This is a genomic window from Thiomonas sp. (assembly GCF_054608695.1).
Window position 1 is genome coordinate 113,047 of record NZ_JBTRXV010000002.1, and the last position, 19,014, is coordinate 132,060.

The 19,014-nt window shown below is 63.8% G+C and carries 18 protein-coding genes, 1 tRNA gene and 1 pseudogene; 10 read left to right on the forward strand and 10 right to left on the reverse strand.

The window, feature by feature from the left end; all coding sequences use genetic code 11:
* Positions 1 to 59: 59 nt before the first annotated feature.
* The 5 genes and pseudogenes from secA to ACYCUK_RS02595 all read left to right on the forward strand — a co-directional run.
* Positions 60 to 2,595, forward strand: a pseudogene (gene secA / locus ACYCUK_RS02575) (preprotein translocase subunit SecA); the annotation flags it as partial.
* Positions 2,596 to 2,774: 179 nt separating this feature from the next.
* Complete coding sequence (locus tag ACYCUK_RS02580; protein ID WP_461593310.1) at positions 2,775 to 2,855, forward strand: SEC-C metal-binding domain-containing protein; 81 nt, start codon at positions 2,775 to 2,777, stop codon at positions 2,853 to 2,855.
* A gap of 128 nt (positions 2,856 to 2,983) precedes the next feature.
* Positions 2,984 to 4,219 carry a bifunctional glutamate N-acetyltransferase/amino-acid acetyltransferase ArgJ gene (gene argJ / locus ACYCUK_RS02585; RefSeq protein ID WP_461593272.1) on the forward strand — a complete coding sequence of 412 codons (1,236 nt, stop codon included), beginning with the start codon at positions 2,984 to 2,986 and terminating at the stop codon, positions 4,217 to 4,219.
* A gap of 56 nt (positions 4,220 to 4,275) precedes the next feature.
* A complete protein-coding gene (locus ACYCUK_RS02590; protein ID WP_461593311.1) occupies positions 4,276 to 5,142 on the forward strand; it encodes an ATP-binding protein in 867 nt (288 codons plus the stop codon).
* Positions 5,143 to 5,146: 4 nt separating this feature from the next.
* Entirely contained in the window at positions 5,147 to 5,644 is a 498-nt protein-coding gene (locus ACYCUK_RS02595) for an NUDIX domain-containing protein (RefSeq protein WP_461593273.1), read from the forward strand.
* A gap of 79 nt (positions 5,645 to 5,723) precedes the next feature.
* On the opposite strand, the gene ACYCUK_RS02600 is transcribed toward ACYCUK_RS02595, so the two are convergent.
* The 8 genes from ACYCUK_RS02600 to ACYCUK_RS02635 all read right to left on the reverse strand — a co-directional run bounded on the left by ACYCUK_RS02600 (position 5,724) and on the right by ACYCUK_RS02635 (position 12,596).
* Positions 5,724 to 5,969: a DNA gyrase inhibitor YacG gene (locus ACYCUK_RS02600; protein ID WP_461593274.1), complete on the reverse strand. Its 246-nt coding sequence runs from the start codon at positions 5,967 to 5,969 to the stop codon at positions 5,724 to 5,726.
* Entirely contained in the window at positions 5,966 to 6,718 is a 753-nt protein-coding gene (zapD, locus tag ACYCUK_RS02605) for a cell division protein ZapD (RefSeq protein WP_461593275.1), read from the reverse strand. The genes ACYCUK_RS02600 and zapD overlap by 4 nt, the downstream gene beginning before the upstream one ends.
* A 96-nt stretch (positions 6,719 to 6,814) precedes the next feature.
* Entirely contained in the window at positions 6,815 to 7,462 is a 648-nt protein-coding gene (gene coaE, locus ACYCUK_RS02610) for a dephospho-CoA kinase (RefSeq protein ID WP_461593276.1), read from the reverse strand.
* Between the two features lie 13 nt (positions 7,463 to 7,475).
* Positions 7,476 to 8,345, reverse strand: a complete 870-nt coding sequence (locus ACYCUK_RS02615) for a prepilin peptidase (RefSeq protein ID WP_461593277.1) — start codon at positions 8,343 to 8,345, stop codon at positions 7,476 to 7,478.
* Positions 8,346 to 8,347: 2 nt separating this feature from the next.
* Positions 8,348 to 9,568: a type II secretion system F family protein gene (locus ACYCUK_RS02620; RefSeq protein ID WP_461593278.1), complete on the reverse strand. Its 1,221-nt coding sequence runs from the start codon at positions 9,566 to 9,568 to the stop codon at positions 8,348 to 8,350.
* Positions 9,569 to 9,593: 25 nt separating this feature from the next.
* On the reverse strand, positions 9,594 to 11,345 hold the full coding sequence (gene pilB, locus ACYCUK_RS02625; RefSeq protein ID WP_461593279.1) for a type IV-A pilus assembly ATPase PilB: 1,752 nt from the start codon (positions 11,343 to 11,345) through the stop codon (positions 9,594 to 9,596).
* Between the two features lie 210 nt (positions 11,346 to 11,555).
* A tRNA-Pro gene (locus ACYCUK_RS02630) sits at positions 11,556 to 11,632 on the reverse strand.
* 34 nt (positions 11,633 to 11,666) lie between these two features.
* Entirely contained in the window at positions 11,667 to 12,596 is a 930-nt protein-coding gene (locus tag ACYCUK_RS02635; protein ID WP_461593280.1) for a polyprenyl synthetase family protein, read from the reverse strand.
* Between the two features lie 307 nt (positions 12,597 to 12,903).
* On the opposite strand from ACYCUK_RS02635, the gene rplU reads away from it, so the two are divergent.
* The 4 genes from rplU (at position 12,904) to proB (ending at position 15,939) form a co-directional block, all read left to right on the forward strand.
* Positions 12,904 to 13,215, forward strand: a complete 312-nt coding sequence (gene rplU, locus ACYCUK_RS02640; protein WP_461593281.1) for a 50S ribosomal protein L21 — start codon at positions 12,904 to 12,906, stop codon at positions 13,213 to 13,215.
* Between the two features lie 12 nt (positions 13,216 to 13,227).
* The gene (gene rpmA / locus ACYCUK_RS02645; RefSeq protein WP_461593282.1) at positions 13,228 to 13,500 is read left to right on the forward strand and encodes a 50S ribosomal protein L27; all 273 of its coding nucleotides are present in this window, start codon (positions 13,228 to 13,230) and stop codon (positions 13,498 to 13,500) included.
* Between the two features lie 233 nt (positions 13,501 to 13,733).
* Positions 13,734 to 14,798 carry an Obg family GTPase CgtA gene (cgtA, locus tag ACYCUK_RS02650; protein ID WP_461593283.1) on the forward strand — a complete coding sequence of 355 codons (1,065 nt, stop codon included), beginning with the start codon at positions 13,734 to 13,736 and terminating at the stop codon, positions 14,796 to 14,798.
* Positions 14,788 to 15,939: a glutamate 5-kinase gene (gene proB / locus ACYCUK_RS02655; protein ID WP_461593284.1), complete on the forward strand. Its 1,152-nt coding sequence runs from the start codon at positions 14,788 to 14,790 to the stop codon at positions 15,937 to 15,939. The genes cgtA and proB overlap by 11 nt, the downstream gene beginning before the upstream one ends.
* Before the next feature lie 11 nt (positions 15,940 to 15,950).
* Here the strand turns inward: proB and ACYCUK_RS02660 are convergent, their stop codons facing one another.
* Together ACYCUK_RS02660 and ACYCUK_RS02665 are read right to left on the reverse strand one after the other, a co-directional pair.
* Entirely contained in the window at positions 15,951 to 16,523 is a 573-nt protein-coding gene (locus ACYCUK_RS02660) for a CNP1-like family protein (protein WP_461593285.1), read from the reverse strand.
* The gene (locus ACYCUK_RS02665; protein WP_461593286.1) at positions 16,520 to 17,080 is read right to left on the reverse strand and encodes an RNA pyrophosphohydrolase; all 561 of its coding nucleotides are present in this window, start codon (positions 17,078 to 17,080) and stop codon (positions 16,520 to 16,522) included. Before ACYCUK_RS02665 ends, ACYCUK_RS02660 begins: the two co-directional genes overlap by 4 nt.
* Before the next feature lie 160 nt (positions 17,081 to 17,240).
* On the opposite strand from ACYCUK_RS02665, the gene ACYCUK_RS02670 reads away from it, so the two are divergent.
* Positions 17,241 to 18,980 (forward strand): proline--tRNA ligase, encoded by a 1,740-nt coding sequence (locus ACYCUK_RS02670; RefSeq protein WP_461593287.1) that lies wholly within the window; start codon positions 17,241 to 17,243, stop codon positions 18,978 to 18,980.
* The last annotated feature ends 34 nt before the right edge of the window (positions 18,981 to 19,014 follow it).

The following is a 19,014-nucleotide window of genomic DNA, read 5'->3' on the forward strand; positions in this document are numbered from 1 at the left end:
CCCCCGCCCAGGGCCGCGCTTGATCCGGCTTGCCTGGCGTGCCGCATCCAGACCGACCCATGCCCGCATCCTTCCTGACCCGTCTCTTCGGCAGCCGCAACGAGCGTCTGCTGCGCCAATACCGGCGTGTGGCCCAGCGCATCAACGCGCTGGAACCCCAGTTCGAAAAACTCAGCGACGAGGAACTGCGTGCCAAGACCGCCGAGTTCAAACAACAGGTTGCCAACGGCCGTTCGCTCGACGAGCTGCTCCCCGAGGCTTTTGCGGTGGTGCGCGAGGGCGGCAAGCGCGCGCTGAAAATGCGCCACTTCGACGTACAGCTCGTGGGCGGCATGGCGCTGCACGACGGCAAGATTGCCGAGATGCGCACCGGCGAGGGCAAGACCCTGGTGGGTACGCTGCCGGTGTATTTGAATGCGCTCGCCGGCAAGGGCGTGCATGTGGTCACGGTGAACGACTACCTGGCCCAGCGCGATGCGCAGTGGATGAGCCGTCTGTACAACTTACTTGGCCTGACCGTCGGCATCAATCTGCCGAATATGCCGCGCGAGGACAAGCAGGCCGCCTACGGTTGCGACGTGACCTATGGCACGAACAACGAATATGGCTTCGATTACCTGCGCGACAACATGGTGTTCGAGCCCGCCGAGCGGGTGCAGCGCGGGCTGAACTATGCGCTGATCGACGAGGTGGATTCCATCCTGATCGACGAGGCGCGCACCCCGCTCATCATCTCCGGCCAGGCGGATGACAACACCGAGCTGTATCTCAAGCTCGACAAGGTCGTGCCCCTGCTCGACCGCCAGATCGGCGAGGAGGACCCGCTCACCGGCAAGGGCGTGGAAAAGCCCGGCGACTTCACGGTGGACGAGAAAAGCCATCAGGTCTACCTCACCGAGTCCGGGCACGAGAAGGCGGAGCGCATCCTTGGCGAGATGGGGCTCATCCCCGAAGGCAGCACGTTGTACGACCCGGCCAATATCGCGCTGATGCATCACTTGTACGCGGCGCTGCGTGCCCACAACCTGTACCACCGCGACCAGCATTACGTGGTGCAGAACGGCGAGGTGATCATCGTCGACGAATTCACCGGCCGCATCATGACCGGGCGGCGCTGGTCCGATGGCCTGCACCAGGCGGTGGAAGCCAAGGAAGGCGTGCAAATCCAGAACGAGAACCAGACGCTGGCGTCGATCACGTTCCAGAACTATTTCCGCATGTACGGCAAGCTGGCCGGCATGACCGGCACGGCCGACACCGAGGCCTACGAGTTCCAGGAAATCTACAAGCTGGAAACCGTGGTCATTCCGACCAACCGCCCCAGCCAGCGCAAGGACCACCAGGACAAGGTCTACAAGACCGCCCGGGAACGCGACCTGGCGGTGGTGGCTGACATCAAGGATTGTTTCGAGCGTGGCCAGCCGGTGCTGGTGGGCACCGCCTCCATCGAGGCGAGCGAAAACCTCTCGCTGCTGCTGAACAAGGAAAAGCTGCCGCACGCGGTGCTCAACGCCAAGCAGCACGCACGCGAGGCCGAGATCGTGGCCCAGGCGGGACGGCCCAAGGTCATCACCATCGCCACCAATATGGCGGGCCGCGGCACCGACATCGTGCTCGGCGGCAACGTCGAGAAGCAGTGCGAGATCATCGAGGCCGACCCCAATCTGTCCGATGAGGACAAGCGCCAGCGGGTGGAAACGCTGCGCAGCGAGTGGCAGTCGCTGCACGACCACACCATCGCCCAGGGCGGTTTGCACATCGTCGGCACCGAGCGCAGCGAGTCGCGCCGGGTGGACAACCAGCTGCGCGGGCGTTCGGGTCGCCAGGGGGATCCCGGCTCGTCGCGCTTCTACTTGTCGCTGGACGATTCGCTGATGCGCATCTTCGCCGGCGACCGCGTGCGCGCCATCATGGAGCGCCTGAAGATGCCCGAGGGCGAGGCGATCGAGGCGGGCATGGTGACGCGCTCGATCGAGTCGGCGCAGCGCAAGGTGGAGGCGCGCAACTTCGACGTGCGCAAGCAACTGCTCGAGTACGACGACGTTGCCAACGAGCAGCGCAAGATCATGTACGAGCAGCGCAACGCCATCCTCGACAACCAGGACGTCAGCGCCCAGATCGCCGACCTGCGCGAAGGCAGCGTGACCGACATGGTGCACACTTTCGTGCCGGCGCAGAGCATGGAAGAGCAGTGGGATATCGCCGGCCTGGAGCGCGCCCTGCGCGACGACTGGCAGGTCGACCTGGAGCTGAAGGCGTGGGTCGAGGCCGACCAGACCGTGACCGACGAAGACGTGCTGGAGCATGTGCTGGAGACCGTGCACGCGCAGTACAAGGCGAAGGTCGAGGCGGTGGGGGGCGCCAACTTCGCCAGCTTTGAGCGCATGGTGCTGTTGCAGTCGCTTGACCAGCACTGGCGTGAACACCTCTCGGCGCTGGACTATTTGCGTCAAGGCATCCACCTGCGCGGCTACGCGCAAAAGCAGCCCAAGCAGGAGTACAAGCGCGAGGCTTTCGAGCTGTTCGGGCAGATGCTCGACGCGGTGAAGAACGACGTCACCCGCACCCTCATGACCGTGCAGGTGCAAACCCAGGAGCAGGCCGAAGCGGCTGCCGAGCAGATCGAGCAACGCGCCCAAAGCCTGCACAACCTGGTGTTCCAACATCCCGAAGCCGCGGGCGCCGTGGCGGCCGATGGCGGGCTCGAAGCCGGGGAGCTCGCCGTGGCCGCGGCTGCGGCAGGCGCCGTCTCGATGCAGCCCATCGTCAACGCCATGCCGAAAGTTGGCCGCAACGACCTCTGCCCCTGTGGCAGTGGCAAGAAGTACAAGCATTGCCACGGCAAGCTGAGCTGAGCGGCATCGGGCCAGGCGGGCGTCAGTCCTGCCAGGCCCGCCGCCGTTGACGCGCGCCTTGGCGTCACGGTCGAGCCGGCAGCAGTCTCTTCCCACCCGATCATCCTGGCCTTGATGGAGCCCACGCCATGGCTGTGAACCTGACCCCTCCCAACCCCGCAACCCTGCATGCCGTGCCCGGCGTGCGCATCGGCGTGGCCCAGGCCGGCATTCGCAAGGCCGGGCGTACCGATCTCACGCTGTTCCAGTTCGATCCCGGCACGCAGGTGGCGGGTGTGTTCACACGCAACCGTTTTTGCGCTGCACCGGTGCAGGTGTGCCGCGAACATCTGGGCGTGGCACAGTCCGCGCCGATGCGCGCCCTGGTGATCAACACCGGATGCGCCAATGCCGGCACCGGCGAAGCCGGCTTGCAGGCGGCACGCGAAAGCTGCGACGCGGTGGCGGCGCTCCTCGGCGTGAAAGCGCACGAGGTGCTGCCGTTTTCCACCGGCGTGATCCTGGAGTCCTTGCCGCTTGACCGCCTCGTCGCTGGTCTGCCTGCTGCCCTCGCCGATGCTCGCGCCGACGCCTGGGCCGATGCCGCGGCCGCCATCATGACCACCGACACCGTGCCCAAGGCGGCCAGCACGCAAATCAGCATCGACGGCGTGCGCGTCACCGTCACCGGCATCGCCAAGGGCACGGGAATGATACGCCCCAATATGGCGACGATGCTCGGCTTCATTGCCACCGACGCGGCAGTGGCGCCGGCGCTGCTGGCGCAACTGGCCCGCGAGGTGGCCGACGCTTCGTTCAACTGCATCACGGTCGATGGCGATACCTCGACCAACGACGCCCTGGTCATCGCCGCCACCGGCCGTGCCGCGTTGCCGGCCATCACCGATGCGGCCAGCCCGCAGGCGCAGGCCTTGCGCGCGGCGCTCACGCAAGTCGCGCTGCACATCGCCCAGGCCATCGTGCGCGACGGCGAGGGTGCGACCAAATTCATCAGCATTCATGTCGAGCGTGCCCGCAGCCGCGAGGAGGCGCGCTTGGTGGCCTACGCCGTGGCGCATTCGCCCCTGGTGAAAACCGCTTTCTTCGCCAGCGACCCCAACCTCGGCCGCATCCTTGCGGCGGTGGGCTATGCCGGCATCGACGACCTCGATGTGTCCGGCGTCGATCTCTACCTCGACGCCGTGCATGTGGCCACGCGCGGCGGCCGCCACCCCGGCTACCAGGAAGCCGAAGGCAAGCGCGTCATGGCCAAGCCCGAGATTGCCGTGCGCATCGTGCTGGGCCGTGGGGACGCCGCCGCCACGGTGTGGACTTGCGATCTCTCGCACGACTACGTCAGCATCAACGCCGATTACCGGAGCTGAAGCGCGCCATGGCCAAGCCCGCTGTCCAACTCGATATCAAGCCCGGCGCCGATCCCATGGACCGCCTCGTGACACTGCTCGATCATGCCGAGCGCGTGCTCAGCCGCCTGGAGCAAACCCTCGCGCCGACCGCGCCCGAGCCCGACTGGGGCGCGGCCGTGGCGTTTCGCTGGCGCAAGCGCGGCCAGCACGCCATGCTGCAGCCCGTGCGCATGCTGGCGCCCATCCAACTCTCCGACCTGCAAGGCATCGACGAGCAGAAGCGCCGCATCGAGCGCAACACCCGCCAGTTCGTCGCCGGCAAGCCGGCCAACAACGTGCTGCTCACGGGTGCGCGCGGCACCGGCAAGTCCTCGCTGGTGAAAGCCTGCCTGAACAAGTATGCGGCCAAGGGGTTGCGCCTGATCGAAGTGGACAAGGCCGATCTCATCGACCTGCCCGATCTGATGGACCTGCTGGAGTCGCGGCCCGAGCGCTTCATCGTGTTCTCGGACGATCTGTCGTTCGACGAAGGCGAGGCCGGCTACAAGGCGCTCAAATCCGTGCTCGACGGCTCGATCTCGGCCAACGCCGACAACGTGCTGATCTACGCCACGTCCAACCGCCGCCATCTGCTGCCCGAGTACATGCACGAGAACCTCAGCTACCAGCACACCGAAAGCGGCGAAGTGCATCCAGGCGAGGTGGTGGAAGAAAAGATTTCGCTGTCCGAGCGTTTCGGTCTGTGGGTGAGTTTCTACCCCTTCGACCAGGACCATTACCTGCGCATCATCGACCATTGGCTGCAGGCCTTCGGCATCACGCCCGAAGAGGCACAGGCGGCGCATGCCGAGGCCCTGGTCTGGGCGCTGGAGCGCGGTTCGCGCTCAGGCCGCGTGGCGCTGCAGTTCGCGCGCGACTTCGCCGGCCGCAAGCGGCGCTGACATCATGGCTGTCGCGAGCAATGCTGAGACCGGCGCGGCTGCGGCCTCCGTGCCTGCCGGTGAGGCCGGCCGCCCGCTGGTGCCGGTGGCCGTGGGCGTGCTGCTGCGGGCCGACGGCAGTTTCCTGCTCGCCAGCCGCCCGGTCGGCAAGCCCTACGCGGGCTATTGGGAATTTCCGGGGGGCAAGATCGAGCCGGGTGAAACCTTGCTGCAGGCGCTGGAGCGCGAGTTGCACGAGGAACTCGATATCCACGCGCTGCATGCCAGCTTCTGGCGTTCATGCGTCGTGGACTATCCGCATGCGCGGGTGGAGTTGCAGTTCTGCAAGGTGACGCATTGGCAAGGCCAGATGCGCCCCTGCGAAGGCCAGGACATCGCGTGGCAGCAACTGCCCGTGACGGTCGCGCCGGTGTTGCCGGGCACCATCCCCGTGTTGCAATGGTTGGCGCAGGAGCGCAGTCACGAAGGACCGACCCATCAGGGGCCGACGCACTTGACCTGATCGGGGCCGTTAGCCGCTTGTTTTGCAATGGGGCGCGGCCAAGCCGCACATGCCGGGCGCGTGCTGCAGTTGCGAGGCTTCAGTGGCTGATGGGCTTGTCGCCGGAACTCGATGCCGGCCCGCTGCTTTCGCCGCCGTCTTCGTCATCCACCGAGGGCTGGGTGGCCACCCGGTAGTCCTCGCTGGCCCAGGCACCGAAATCCAGGTTCTTGCAGCGCTCACTGCAAAACGGCCGCCACGGATTGTCGGCCGCGTAGCGGCTGGGGCCGCCGCAGGCAGGGCAACGCACGGTGCGCACGGCGGGTGCGGTGGTCGAGGCGGTCATGGGCAAAGGGCAATCTCAAAAGCCACATCCGTGGTCACGGGCCTGAGCTTCCAGTCAACGTCTGGCCGCATGTAGCGCACCGAGACCATCAGCCGGTGGCCCGTGGTTTCGGGGACGACCCCCAAAGCACCATCGACGCGCAGGCGCATGAGCTGGAAGCTGCGGCCGCCGAGGTTTTGCTGGTACACGCCCCCGGGGGCCAGGGTCTTGTGCGGCGTACCGGAGTCGCGCAGCAGGCGCAGCAGCAATTCCACGCCCATGGCCAGGGGGCCGAAGCATTCCATCCAGCGCGCCATGTCCAGCCGACGCTGGTCTTCGGGCAGGTGCTGCCAGGCGTAATAGGCTGGCAGATCGAACTCGCAGGTTCCGCCCGGAATGCTGGCGCGGCTGCGGATGGCCATCAGCCATTCGTTGTCGAGCAGGGGCTGGCCGGGTTTGCCGAGTTGCTGGCTCAGGCCCTGGAAGGCCGCGTCGAGTTCGGCGAGAACCTCGTCGAGCGTCTGCTCGGAAACTGCTGGGTTGCCGCGGAAGCTGAGAAACTGTTGCCGTTGCCGCTCCAGGTCCTTGAGCAGTTCGGATTTGAGATCCTGGCGCGTGGCCACGTCCATGATCTCGAACAGCGAGAGCAGGGCGAAATGATGGTCAAAGGGGTGGGCGCGCTGCAGCAGGAAATGGACCCGGCGAAACAGGTATTCGAGTCGCAGCAGGGTGCGAACGCGCTCGCTCAGGGGGTATTCGTAGAGGATCACGGGCCGGGTCGGGTGGGTACTGCAGCAGGCGGACGGTCGGCCTTCCTTGGCCTGCATCCTCACAGCGTCGCATTGTCATGCATGTGCGGTGGGAATTCAAATGCGGCGGGCGATTTGCAGGTACTGCCCATGCAAGTCGCGGGTGCGGGCTTGGAGTGCGGCGAGGTTGGTGCTGTTGTCGATCAGATCGTCGGCAGCAGCACGGCGCGCTTCGCGCGTGGCTTGCGTGGCCATGATGGCACGCACCTGCGACGCATCCAGGTTCGATCTGCGCATGACGCGTTCGATTTGCAAATCTTCGGCGCAGTCGACCACGGCGATGCGGTCCACCACGCCTCGCCAGCGCTCCAGACCCTCGACCAGGAGGGGTACGACGAGCACGAGGTAGGCACCCTGCGCCAGGGCCGCGCGCTCCCGCAGGACTCGACCGATGCGCGGATGAAGGATGGCTTCGAGCTGGTGGCGCAGACCGGGGTCGGCGAATACGGCGGCGCGCATGCGGGCGCGGTCGAGCCCGCCGTCGGCGGTGATCATCGCGGCACCGAAGGCCTCGCCAATGGGCGCGATGGCAGCGCCGCCCGGCGCAGTGAGTTCGTGGGCGATGACATCGGCGTCAAGCACGCTTGCCCCCCATGTGGCCAGCAGATGGGCCACGGCCGACTTGCCCGAGCCAATGCCACCCGTGAGTCCGATGGTGAGTTTCGCGGCCAATCGCCGCGGTGTGGTGGCAGTGTTTCCGGTCACGCGTCGCGGCAGATCAAGCGCCGCCGGGCAGCACCCAGGCGATCAGCCGCTGCGGCCCGAGCAGCAACATGATCAGGCCCGCGGCCGCCAGGAAAGGGCCGAAGGGTATGGGGTTGCCGCGCTCGGCCAGCCCGCTGAATTGCAGTGCGATGCCGATGACGGCACCGGCAATGGCCGACAACAGGATGATGGGCAAGAGCGCCGTGGCACCGAACCAGGCTCCCAGCGCGGCGAACAGTTTGAAGTCGCCATAGCCCATGCCTTCCTTGCCGGTGAGCAGTTTGAACGCCTGGTAGATGCTCCACAGGCTGACGTAACCAAGGGCCGCCCCCCAGACCGCCTGCGGCAAAAAGCCAGGGTCGAGCACGGCATGCAGCAACAGGCCCAGCCACAGCAGCGGCAGGGTGATGCCGTCGGGCAGCAGGGTGGTGTCGTAGTCGATGAAAGCCAGGGCAATGAGCCCCCACAGCAGCAGCACCAGTCCGAGCGACCAGGGTGTGAGCCCCTGCAGCACGATCACGGCCGCCGTGAGCACGGCGGTCAGCAGTTCGACCAGCGGATAGCGCACCGAGATGCGCGTGCCACAAGACGAGCACTTGCCGCGCAGCAGCAGCCAACTCAGCAGTGGAATGTTCTCCCACCAGCGAATGGCATGGCCGCATTGCCCGCAGCGCGAGCGCGGATGCATCAGATTGAAGGCTTCGCTGCTGGGCAGTTCGGCGTCGGGGTGCAGCGTGGCGTGGGCGTCGTGCTGCCAGGCGCGCTCGAGCATCACCGGAAGGCGGTAGATGACGACATTGAGAAAACTGCCCACGGCCAAGCCCACCAGCGCGGCCGCCATCACCCAGAAACCGGCGGGGAGCCCGGCCCATGCAGCGGGCATGATCAACCGACGACCTTGCCGAGATTGAAAATGGGCAAGTACATGGCGATGACCAAGCCGCCGATGAGCACGCCGAGCACCACGATGATGATGGGCTCCAGCAGGCTCGACAGCGCCTTCACCAACTCATCGACTTCAGCCTCGTAGATATCGGCGGCCTTGGACAGCATTTGGTCGAGCGAGCCGGACTCTTCGCCAATGGATGCCATCTGCAGCACCAGAGGCGGAAACACCCCGGTGGTTTGCATCGACAAGGTCAGGCTGGTGCCGGTGGACACGTCCTGTTGGATTTTCTCGGTGGCGCGCTGGTAGACGATATTGCCGGAAGCACCGCCCACGGAGTCCAGTGCTTCGACCAGGGGAACGCCGGCGCCGAACATGGTCGCCAGGGTGCGGGTCCAGCGGGCGAGCGTGCCCTTGAGCACCAGATCGCCGAAGACGGGGAGCCGCAGCATCATGCGATCGACAAACTCCTTCACCCTGTCCGAGCGCTTCCAGGACTGCAGCAGGAAATAGCCGCCGATGAACAGCGTGCCGAACAGGATGTACCAGTAATGGACGAAAAAATTGGATATGGCGATGACCACCAGCGTGGGCGTTGGAAGGCTGGCGCCAAACTGACTGAAGACGTCCTGGAAGGTCGGCACGACGAACAGCATGATGATGGTGACCACGATCATGGCCACGATCATCACCGCGATCGGGTAGGTGAGCGCGGACTTGATTTTGCTGCGTATGGCGAGGGTCTTTTCCTGGTAGGTGGCAAGGCGATCGAGGATCAACTCGAGCATGCCGGCCTCTTCGCCGGCTTCGACCAGATTGCAATAGAGATGATCGAAGTATTTGGGAAATTTACGAAACGCGGCCGACAAGCTCGTGCCGGTTTCGACGTCGTTGCGAATTTCAGAGATCAGCCTCGCCATCGATGGATTGGGGTGGCTGCGCCCGACGATGTCGAACGACTGCAGCAGCGGCACCCCGGCCCGCAACATGGTGGCCATCTGCCGTGTGAACGTGGTCAGATCCTTGGACTTGATGGCCTTGCCGCCTCCGACCCTGCGCTTCTTGACCTTGGTGGCCAAGATGCCCTGACGTCGCAGCGACGCTTTGACGATGTTCTCGCTGCCCGCGCGTATTTCGCCGCGCTGCAGTTTGCCCTGGCGATCCTTTCCCTCCCAGACGAAGAGAAAATCCTTGGGGGTGCGCATTACGGCTGTTGCCATGGGTCCTCCGGTTGCAGCCTGTTGTTCATTCGTTGGTCACGGCCAACACCTCTTCGAGCGAGGTGAGTCCCTGCTTGACCTTGATGAGTCCCGACTCGCGCAGGGTGCGTACGCCATCGCGCTTGGCCTGGTCAGCAATGTCGAGCGCCGTGCCGTGATGCAGGATGATGCGTTGGATTTCTTCACTGACGGGCATGGCCTGGTAGATGCCCAGTCGCCCTTTGTAGCCGCTGCCGTTGCAGGCGCTGCACTTGCCGGGCTTGTAGGGCTTCCAGGAACCGTCCAGGTCGGCATCTTTGAACCCGGCCTCGAGCAAGGCTGCCGACGGAATGTCCATCGGCGACTTGCACTGGGGGCAAAGCTTGCGTGCCAGACGCTGAGCGGTGATGAGAATCACGCTGGAGGCGATGTTGAATGCCGGCACACCCATATTCATCAAACGTGTGAGCGTTGTCGGGGCGTCGTTGGTGTGCAGGGTCGAGAACACCATGTGCCCGGTCTGCGCGGCCTTGATGGATATGTCCGCCGTTTCCAGATCGCGAATTTCGCCGACCATGATGATGTCTGGATCCTGACGCAGGAAGGCCCGCAAGGCCGTGGCGAAATTCAGGCCGGCCTTCTCGTTCACGTTGACCTGGTTGACGCCGGGAAGATTGATTTCCACCGGATCTTCAGCCGTGGAGATATTGACGCCCGGCTGGTTGAGCAGGTTCAGGTAGGAATAGAGCGACACCGTTTTGCCGCTGCCCGTGGGGCCGGTGACCAGCACCATGCCATAGGGACGTTTGATGGCGCGCATCACGCGTTCTTTTTCATCCGGCTCATAGCCCAGGGATTCAATCCCCATCTTGGCAAGGGACGAATCCAGGATCCGGATGACGATTTTTTCGCCGTGGATGGTCGGCAAGGTGCTGATGCGGAAGTCGATGGACTTCTCGGGGCCAAAGCGCAGTTTCATGCGCCCGTCCTGCGGTACGCGGCGTTCAGCGATGTCCAGGCGCGAAATCACCTTGATGCGCGAGGCCAGTTTTTCTTTGATGGCGACAGGCGGCTGGGCAATTTCACGCAACTCGCCATCGACGCGGAAGCGGATTCGATAAAAGTTCTCGAAGGGCTCGAAGTGCAGGTCGGACGCTCGCATATTGATCGCATCCACCAGCATTTTTTGCAGAAAGCGCACCACCGGGGCATCGTCAATGTCTGCGCCCGCGGCCGCGTCTTTTTCGGCGCTGGCGTCCCTGGAGCCATCGTCAAGATCGCCGAGGTCGAAATCCTCACCGACGAGGGCATTGATCTGGGTGCTGGCGGATTGGGTGCTCTGCTCGATCCAGCGCAATAATTTGTCGTATTCGACCACAACCAGATCGACCGCGGCCTGGGTCTGAAATTTGATCTTGTCTTCAGCCTCATGGTCGGCGGGATCGGCCGTTGCCACCACCAGTTTGTTGCCGCGCTTGATCAGCGGAAGAACTTTGTAGGCCTGGATGATTTTGGGATCGAGCACGCCAGGCGGCACCCGGGCAGGGTCTAGCGCGTCGAGGTCGAGCATGGGTAGCGCAAACGTCTTGCTGACCCAGTGCGCAAGGTCTGCTGCGCTCATGGAGCCGCTGGACAGCAGGGTTGCGATGAAGCTCGTTCGCGACTCGACTGCGCGCTTCTGGATTTGCTCGGCTACAGCGCGCTGCAACTGATCCGATTGCACCAATGCATGTCCAAGCCCGGATAGCTGGGTGGACGATTTGCTTTGCGTCGGGGATGCTGCGAGAACTGTCGACATGGTGGCGGAGTATGGCTAGTGCATGATGCTGGTTGCCCGCCGCTTTGTAAATCAGGCCTCGTGCGGGTAACGCCCCGTGAGGGGAATTATGTCGCAGATTCGCAAGTTTTTTGCGTTGAAGCCTACCTTGGCCGGTGCTTCCCAGGTGCTCCCAACCGCAAGGCAAAAACAAAAACGGCCGCATATGGCGACCGTCAGTTTCGGGAATTCTGGTCGGGGTGAGAGGATTCGAACCTCCGGCCTCTACGTCCCGAACGTAGCGCTCTACCAGGCTAAGCTACACCCCGATGGGAAAACGCAATGGATCGCGGCAAACAAAACTCATGCGTTGCGATCCAAAGAGTAAGCGCACAAGTCTATCAGAGCTTCGCGCTCGGGACTCGGCTCCAGGCCTTCGAGCAGGGCACGCGCACGGTTCAATTCAGCCCGGGCTGTTTCATGCACGGTGCCCAGCGCACCGCAGTCCCGAACGATCTGCAAAATGCGCGGCATATTCTGGGTTTCGCCATGGCGAATGGCGTTTTGAATGAGTTCGCGCTCGGTTTGTGTCCCGCGCTGCATGGCAACGATCAGCGGCAGCGTGGGCTTGCCCTCGCGCAGATCGTCGCCGACGTTTTTGCCCATCTCCTCCGCCTCGCCGTTGTAGTCCAGCGCATCATCGATGAGCTGGAATGCCGTGCCGATGGCGCGCCCACAAGCTGCGGAGGCATCCTCGTGCTTCGCGTCCACGCCGGCCAGCACGGCGCCTATGCGTGCCGCCGCATCGAACAGGGTCGCAGTCTTGTAGCCGATGACCTGGAGATAGCGCTCCACGCCGACCTCGGGGTCGTGCATATTCAGGAGCTGTAGCACCTCGCCTTCCGCGATCACATTCGTCGCATCCGCCAGAATTTGCAGGATGCGCAGATTGCCGGCCGTGACCATCATCTGGAAGGCGCGCGAATAGAGAAAGTCGCCAGCCAGGACGCTGGCGGCATTGCCGAATCGCGCATTGGAGGTTTTGCGCCCACGCCGCAAGTCCGACTCATCGACGACGTCGTCGTGCAGCAGGGTCGCCGTATGGATCAGCTCGACCACTGCGGCCAAGGTGTGATGGTGTGGCCCGTTGTAGCCATGCGCCTTGGCCATCAGCAGGAGCAGGGCGGGACGCAGGCGCTTGCCGCCAGCGGAAATGATGTGGCCGCTGATGGCATTGATCAGCTGCACTTCGGAGGTCAAGTTTTGCCGGATGCTTGCGTCGACTTCACGCATGTCCTGTGCAATGGGAGCGAGGATCGATTGAATCGAATGCGAAGAAGTCACGAAGTGTGCGGGTTCAGGGTTGGGTCCGCGCGCGTGGCGCGAAAGCTGTTGTGCAAGGCCTTGGGCAATTTTATAGGGCTTGCCCGTCTCGTCCCTGGCGCCATGGCTTGGGCATGAGCCTGGGGCTGCGGCAGCGCAAGGCTCTGTTATGATGCATGGTTCATCGGTTTTTGCAAGTCAAATTGCGCGCTGGATGAATTGTGACCAGCCTTTCATCGAATGGAAGGCTGTACGTTCAATTTTCAGGAGTAGTCATATGTATGCGGTCATAAAAACCGGCGGCAAGCAATACAAGGTTTGCGCCGGCGAAAAGATCAAGGTAGAACAGTTACCCGCAGACATTGGCCAAGACATCGTGATCGATCAGGTGCTTGCCGTTTTCAGCGGCGACGACACCCGGATCGGCACTCCCCTTGTGGCGGGTGCGGCGGTGACAGCCAAAGTTTTGTCGCATGGGCGTGGCGAGAAGGTGTGTATTTTCAAGATGCGCCGCCGCAAGCACTACCAAAAGCGTCAAGGGCATCGGCAGAATTACACCGAGCTGCAGATCGAAAGCATCGCGGCGTAAGGAGAACCAAACATGACACAGAAAAAAGGCGGCGGCTCAACCCGCAACGGACGCGATTCAGAAGCCAAACGGCTGGGCGTCAAGGCATTCGGCGGTGAGGCCATTCCGGCTGGCTCCATCATCGTGCGTCAGCGTGGTACGCGTTTTCACGCGGGCGTCAACGTCGGCATGGGCAAGGATCACACCCTGTTCGCGTTGGTTGATGGTCAGGTTCAATTCGGCCGCAAGGGCGAGCACAACCGCCAGTTCGTCAATATCACTCCGCCGAAGTCGGCCGAGGCCTGAAGTCGGCAAGTGCCGGAGTCCCGCGGCACGGTGATTGGCTGTATCCAAGTTTGACCCAAGCCCCGGCTTGCAGCCACTGGCATCCTGCCGGGGCAGGCAAGTCGGGGCTTGTGCTTTGAACGCCCTGTGTGCAGCAGGCTGAACTTCCGAGTCGGAGTTTGGTATGAGGCGGCCTGCGCTTGCACCAATGCCCCCAAGCTGCAGCACCGTGTTTTTTGAGAGTGAGCGAGCACGTGAAATTCATTGATGAAGCCCAGATCGAAGTGTCCGCTGGCAAGGGCGGCAACGGCTGCATGTCTTTTCGTCGCGAGAAATTCATTCCATTCGGCGGCCCGGATGGGGGAGATGGGGGCAGGGGCGGCCACATTTATGTGGAGGCCGACTCCAACCTCAACACCCTGATCGATTTCCGCTATCAGCGCCTGTACCGCGCACGCAATGGTGAGCACGGGCGTGGGGCCGATCAGTTCGGCGCTGCCGGTGAAGACATGCTGCTGCGCGTTCCGGTGGGTACGCTGATTCGCGACGCCGAGAGCGGCGACGTGGTGGCTGACCTGACCGAATCGGGCCAGCGCATCGTCTTGGCGCAAGGTGGCCAGGGTGGACTTGGAAATTTGCGCTTCAAGTCCAGCACCAACCGGGCTCCGCGCCAAAGCACACCAGGGCATCTGGGCGAGCAGCGCAAATTGCATCTCGAACTCAAGGTGCTGGCGGATGTGGGCATGTTGGGCATGCCCAACGCAGGCAAGAGCACGTTCATCGCGGCCGTGTCCAACGCCCGGCCGAAGATTGCCGACTATCCCTTCACGACGCTGCATCCCCAATTGGGCGTGGTGCGCGTGGGCGAGGGGCAGAGTTTTGTCGTGGCCGACATTCCGGGGCTGATCGAAGGCGCAGCCGAAGGGGCTGGTCTCGGGCACCAGTTTTTGCGCCACCTGCAGCGCACGCGCTTATTGCTGCACTTGGTGGATGTCGCGCCTTTCGACCCCGAAGCCGACCCGGTGCGCGATGCGCGCAGCGTCGTTGCCGAGTTGAAAAAGTATGACCCCGAGCTTGCCGCCAAGCCGCGCTGGCTGGTGCTCAACAAGATCGACATGGTGCCGCAGGAGGAGCGCAAGGCACGCGTGGCCGACATCGTGCGCCGCCTGCGACACAAAGGTCCGGTTTTCGTCATTTCGGCGTTGGCGCGGGAGGGGCTCGAGCCCCTGTTGCGCGAGATCTTCGAGGCCGTTCGCAAGCAAGGCCCAGCCACGCCCGAGCCCATGCATGATCCACGCTTTACCCAAAATGACGCTTGAGGACGGACGCAAACCTTCGGTGATTGCCGCCGCCCGCCGGTTGGTGGTCAAGGTCGGCTCCAGCCTCGTGACGGACGAGGGACGCGGCATCGACCACGCCGCGGTGGCGCGCTGGGTGGAACAGATCACTGCCCTGCACGGGCTGGGGAAGGAAGTCATCCTGGTGTCCAGCGGTGCCATTGCCGAAGGCATGAAGCGCCTGGGCTGGAACAAACGGCCCAACGAAATTCCCGAGTTGCAGGCCGCCGCTGCCGTCGGCCAGATGGGTCTTGCGCAGGCGTACGAGTCGGCTTTCAGCGCGCGCGGGCGGCACTGCGCGCAAATTCTGTTGACGCATGCCGACCTGGCCAACCGCCGTCGTTATCTGAACGCCCGCAGCACGCTGCTGACCTTGTTGGCGCATGGCGTGGTCCCCGTCATCAACGAGAACGACACGGTGGTCACCGACGAGATCAAGGTCGGCGATAACGACACGCTGGGCGCGCTGGTGACCAATCTGGTGGAAGCCGACGCCTTCATCATCCTCACCGACCAGAGCGGGCTGTATTCAGCCGATCCGCGCAAGGACTCGAATGCCGCTTTGATGACCCATGTCCAGGCCGATGACCCCGCACTCGTGGCGATGGCCGGTGGCGCCGGTAGCGCCATCGGCAAGGGTGGCATGCTGACCAAGGTGCTGGCGGCGCGCAGGGCCGCGCAAAGCGGTGCGCATACCGTGATTGCCAGCGGGCGTGAGCCGGATGTGCTGTTGCGCCTGGCCGCCGGTGAGTCCATCGGCAGCCAGTTGTCCGCGGGCTCGGGCAAACTGGCCGCGCGCAAGCAATGGATGGTCGATCATCTGCAGATCGGCGGACGTGTGGGTGTGGATGCCGGTGCCGCCCGGCGATTGCGAGAAGGCGGTGCCAGTCTGTTGCCCGTGGGCGTGGTTGATGTGAGTGGCGAATTCGAGCGCGGTGACGTGATTGCCGTGCTCGACCCGCAGGGCCAGGAAATTGCACGTGGTCTGAGCAATTACGCTTCAGCGGAAGCCCGGCTCATCCGGCGCGCGCCGACTGCACAGATTGAAGCCATACTCGGTTTCATCGAAGAGCCCGAACTCATTCACCGCGACAACATGGTGCTGACCCAACTTGTGCCCTGATCCGGCGCCGCTCAGGGGGTGGGTTGCACGGTGCGGATGCCCTGCTTGAGCCTTGCGACCATCTCGGCGCTTGAGCCCGCGGCCAACCGCCCCTTGCAGAGATAGTCGGTATCGAGCACGGCATGGATGCGGGTGAACCCGCCAGCATTCACACTGCGCCAGTCGCTCGACGGATTGGGTACCCAACGCTTGGCGCTCGCACTCCAGACGCCGTAGATATGCCAGCTATCTTGGGCGCAATCCAGGCCTTCGTAGCTGATGTTGCTGGGGCCTTGCGGACTGCGGGCGACCAGGGTGTAGCGCACCAGCGCATCGCCTGCGAGGCTGATGCTGGGGAGGTCAACGAAAAACTCAAGCGTCGACCCACCGGTGACGGCGACCTTTTGCAGGCCGTTGTCTTGCGGAGCCATGGGAAACTCCATTGGGGCGACCGTCGCCTGAGGTTTGGACGGCTCCAGCAGACCCTGTGAGCCGTTCGAGCTTTGCGCCGAGGCTGTGCCGGCGGCGAGACCGAGCAACAGGCCACAAGACAGTGCATGCAGGGTGTGACGGAATTGGGGTTTCCAAGCAATCGCAGCAATCATTCGGTCTGGGGGTCGGGGTGGAGTGTGCCGTGCAGGGCGCGGCCGTGACGCAGGTTGGCGCGCAGGTAACGGGTACGCGGCTCCACTCTGGGCAAAAGGTGCGCGAGTTCGGACAGGGCCTGCTGGTAAACCTCGCGCTTGAACTCGATCACGCTGTCGAGCGGAATCCAATACTCGTTCCAGCGCCAGGCGTCGAATTCAGGGTGGGTGGTGGCGCGCAGGCAGACATCGCAATCACGCCCCGTCAACTTGAGCAGGAACCAGATTTGCTTCTGGCCTTTGTAGATGCCGTGGCTGTCGCGGCGCAGAAATTGCTGCGGTACGTCGTAGCGCAGCCAGTTGCGCGTGCGGCCGAGGACATGCACATGACAGGGCTTCAATCCCACTTCCTCGAACAGTTCGCGGTACATCGCCTGCTCGGGGTTTTCGCCGGCGTTGATGCCACCTTGCGGGAACTGCCAGGAATGCGCACTGACCCGCTTGCCCCAGAACACCTGATTTTTGGTGTTCAGCAGGATGATGCCGACGTTGGGACGATAGCCTTCGCGGTCCAACATGGCCAATATCCTTCATCTTTTAGAATCCTGTCCCGATTATAGGCACCGCCTTTTCCGCGCGAATCCCCGTGCAGCGAGCCCACAAACCGTGCGAGGTTTGGCACGGCCGCCCCTGGGCGCCTAAGCTGCCCCACCTGCAAAACTCAAGGCCCGACCCTCCATGCGTGTTTCCCGTTTTTTCATCTCCACCCAGAAAGAGGCCCCGGCCGACGCCGAAGTTGCCAGCCAGGCCTTGATGTTGCGCGCCGGGATGATCAAGAAGCTCGCTGCCGGGCTCTACAGCTACATGCCCCTGGGACTGCGCAGCATCCGCAAGGTGGAGGCCATCGTGCGCGAGGAAATGAACCGCGCCGGTGCCATCGAGTTGCTCATGCCGGTGGTGCAGCCGGCCGAACTTTGGCAGGAAACCGGGCGCTGGGAGAAGTACGGGCCGGAGCTGCTGCGCATCAAGGACAGGCACCAGCGCGACTTTGTCGTGCAACCCACCTCGGAGGAGGTGGTGACCGATCTGGCGCGCAGCGAAATTCGCTCGTGGCGGCAACTGCCGCTCAATTTTTATCACATCCAGACCAAATTCCGCGACGAGCGCCGGCCGCGTTTCGGCGTCATGCGCGCGCGTGAATTCACCATGAAGGACGCCTATTCCTTCGATCGCGACTACGCCGGCGCACAGGTCAGCTATCAGGCCATGTACGCCGCCTATCAGCGCATCTTCCAACGCTTCGGTTTCGAGTTCCGCGCCGTGGCCGCCGACTCGGGTGCCATCGGCGGCTCGATGAGCCACGAGTTCCATGTCATCGCCGAAACCGGCGAGGACGCCATCGCCTACTGCCCTGATTCCGACTACGCCGCGAATGTGGAACTGGCCGAAGCCCTGCCTGCAGTGGCACAGCGCGCCGCGCCGGGCGAAGACCTGCGCAAGACGCCCACGCCTGGCGCGGCCAAATGCGAAGATGTCGCCGCCTTGCTGGGCATGCCGCTGGCGCGCACGGTCAAGTCGGTGGTCATGGCCGTGGATGCTCGCAATGACAAAGGCGCCATCACCTCCACCCATGTCGTGCTGTTGCTGGTGCGTGGCGACCATGCGGTGAACGACATCAAGGTCGGCAAGCTGCAGGGGCTGGGCGATGCGCGCATGGCGACAGAGGCCGAGATCGTCGAGTATTTCGGCTGCAAGCCGGGCTACATCGGGCCCATCGGTACCGCCAAACCCATGCGCGTGGTGGTCGACCGCACCGTGGCGGCCATGCACGATTTCGTCCTTGGCGCCAATGCCGAAGATTTCCATTTCACCGGCGTCAATTGGGGACGCGACCTGCCCGAGCCCGAGGTGGCCGACATTCGCAATGTGGTCGAGGGCGATGCCAGCCCCGACGGCAAAGGCAAGCTGGCCATCTGCCGCGGCATCGAGGTCGGCCATGTCTTTTACCTCGGCACCAAGTATTCCGCCGCCATGGGCGCATCCTTTCTCGACGAGAACGGCAAATCGCAAGCGCTGGAGATGGGCTGCTACGGCATCGGCATCACCCGCATTCTCGGAGCCTGCATCGAGCAGAACCACGATGCGCGCGGCATGGTCTGGCCGGAGGCCATCGCTCCTTTCACCGTGGTCATCTGCCCCATTGCCTACGACCGCAATGCCACCGTGCGCGAGGCGGCTGACAGGCTCCATGCGCAGTTGCAGGAAGCCGGTGTGGACGTGGTGCTCGACGACCGTGGCGAGCGCCCCGGCGCGATGTTCGCCGACTGGGAACTGATCGGCGTGCCGCACCGCCTGGTGGTGTCCGAGCGGGGTCTGGCTGCAGGCACGCTGGAGTACCAGCACCGCCGCGACACGGCAGCCACCGCCATCAGCCTGGATGGCGTGTTGGCGCATCTGCAGCAGTGGTCGGCGGTCTGAGCGCCATGCGTTGCGGCTTTGCGGTCCGGCACGT